Below are 2,199 nucleotides of genomic sequence, written 5' to 3' on the forward strand. Positions count from 1 at the left end.
CGGCGTTTATCGTCGCGGCATTGACCGCGTCGGCAGCGATGTCGCTTGATTCCACCGCGCCTGCCGCTATCTTGTCCGTTGTTATCGCATCGTCCGCTACGTCCAAGGTCACGTCGTTGAAGGCCGCGTCCGTGCCACCGGTAATGTCTATCGTACTGTCCGTCGAGGTGATGTCGCCGTCACCCGCCAAAGAGCTCACGTCAACCTCAAGGGCACCCGAGCCGTTCTGGATAAGGCCGCTGCCAGCCACATCGGCATTGATGGTCGCCGCGTTCACGGCGTCATCGGCTATCTCCAAGGTAACATCGTTGAAGGCCGCGTCCGTGCCCCCCGTCACCGTAAGGTCACTGGAGGTGATGTCGCCGTCGCCCGCCAAAGAGCTCACGTCAACCTCAAGGGCACCGGAGCCGTTCTGGATAAGGCCGCTGCCAGCCACGTCGGCGTTTATCGTCGCGGCATTGACCGCATCGGCAGCGATGTCGCTCGATTCGACCGCGCCAGCCGCTATCTTGTCCGTGGTGATGGCATCGTCCGCAACGTCCAAGGTCACGTCGGTGAAGGCCGCGTCGGTGCCCCCGGTGATGTCTATCGTACTGTCCGTAGAGGTGATGTCGCCGTCGCCCGCCAAAGAGCTCACGTCCACCTCAAGGGCACCGGAGCCGTTCTGGATAAGGCCACTGCCAGCCACGTCGGCGTTTATCGTCGCGGCATTGACCGCGTCGGCAGCGATGTCGCCGGAGGCTATCGTGCCGTCCAATATCTCGTTCGTCGTAACGGCGTCAGCTGCTAGCTCGGTGGTGCCCACCGCCCCGGCGGCTATCTCCAAGGTAACATCGTTGAAGGCCGCGTCCGTGCCACCCGTCACCGTAAGGTCACTGGAGGTGATGTCGCCGTCGCCCGACAAAGAGCTCACGTCAACCTCAAGGGCGCCCGAGCCGTTCTGGGTAAGGCCGCTGCCAGCCACATCGGCGTTTATCGTCGCGGCATTGACCGCGTCGGCAGCGATGTCGCCGGAGGCTATCGTGCCGTCCAATATCTCGTTCGTCGTCACGGCGTCAGCTGCAAGCTCCGTCGTGCCCACCGCCCCGGCGGCTATCTCAAGGGTCACGTCGTTGAAGGCCGCGTCCGTGCCGCCCGTCACCGTAAGGTCACTGGAGGTGATGTCGCCGTCGCCCGCCAACGAGCTCACGTCAACCTCAAGGGCACCGGAGCCGTTCTGGGTCAGGCCACTGCCCGCAACATCCGCGTTTATCGTCGCGGCATTGACCGCGTCGGCCGCAATGTCGCCGGAGGCTATCGTGCCGTCAAGTATCTCGTTCGTCGTAACGGCGTCCGCTGCAAGCTCCGTCGTGCCCACCGCTCCGGCCGCTATCTCCAAGGTAACATCGTTGAAGGCCGCGTCCGTGCCGCCCGTCACCGTAAGGTCACTGGAGGTGATGTCGCCGTCGCCCGCCAACGAGCTCACGTCAACCTCAAGGGCCCCCGAGCCGTTCTGGATAAGGCCACTGCCAGCCACGTCGGCATTGATGGTCGCGGCATTGACCGCGTCGGCAGCGATGTCGCTCGATTCGACCGCGCCAGCCGCTATCTTGTCCGTGGTGATGGCATCGTCCGCTACGTCCAAGGTCACGTCGGTGAAGGCCGCGTCGGTGCCCCCGGTGATGTCTATCGTACTGTCCGTAGAGGTGATGTCGCCGTCGCCCGCCAACGAGCTCACGTCCACCTCAAGGGCACCGGAACCGTTCTGGGTCAGGCCGCTGCCAGCCACGTCGGCGTTTATCGTCGCGGCATTGACCGCATCGGCAGCGATGTCGCTCGATTCGACCGCGCCAGCCGCTATCTTGTCCGTTGTTATCGCATCGTCCGCTACGTCCAAGGTCACGTCGGTAAAGGCCGCATCGGTGCCGCCCGTGATGTCTATCGTACTGTCCGTCGAGGTGATGTCCCCGTCGCCCGTAAGCGAGCTCACGTCAACCTCAAGGGCGCCCGAGCCGTTCTGGGTAAGGCCGCTGCCCGCAACATCCGCGTTTATCGTCGCGGCATTGACCGCGTCATCGGCTATCTCAAGGGTCACATCGTTGAAGGCCGCGTCCGTGCCGCCCGTCACCGTAAGGTCACTGGAGGTGATGTCGCCGTCGCCCGCCAAAGAGCTCACGTCAACCTCAAGGGCACCGGAGCCGTTCTGGGTCAGGCCGCTGC

General features: G+C 63.9%; 1 protein-coding gene. It reads right to left on the reverse strand.

Features of this window, described 5'->3' with window-relative positions; translation table 11 throughout:
- Nucleotides 1-2,199 (reverse strand): hypothetical protein (locus tag AAAH86_RS14990; RefSeq protein ID WP_343488489.1); only part of this gene is annotated, 2,199 nt, incomplete at both ends.

Origin of the sequence: Allomuricauda sp. d1 (genome assembly GCF_039592695.1) — a bacterium.
In the GTDB taxonomy this organism is placed as follows: domain Bacteria; phylum Bacteroidota; class Bacteroidia; order Flavobacteriales; family Flavobacteriaceae; genus Flagellimonas_A.